At 68.9% G+C, this 206-nt stretch carries 1 pseudogene; it reads right to left on the bottom strand.

Annotated elements, in window-relative coordinates:
- Nucleotides 1–206, bottom strand: a pseudogene (locus ACPXCB_RS31625) (hypothetical protein); the annotation flags it as partial.

The following is a 206-nucleotide window of genomic DNA, read 5'->3' as shown; positions in this document are numbered from 1 at the left end:
TTCGACTCCTGCAACGCCGTCGCGATCGACACCACCGCGGCGCGCTCGTCCATGCCGGCCTTCTTCGTCGCCGCGATAATCGCCTTCACGTTCGCCACCTGCTCAGCCGACAGGTCGACGTGCGACTGCGCACCCTGCACACCGTGCGGGATCAGCTTGCCCTTGTCCACGGCCGGCTTGTCGGCCTGCACCGCCACCGCCACCGG

The organism is Micromonospora sp. DT62 (assembly GCF_049847285.1).
In the GTDB taxonomy this organism is placed as follows: domain Bacteria; phylum Actinomycetota; class Actinomycetes; order Mycobacteriales; family Micromonosporaceae; genus Micromonospora; species Micromonospora reichwaldensis.
The sequence above is the reverse complement of the archived record's forward strand: the minus strand, read 5'-3'. Positions and strand labels throughout refer to the sequence as shown.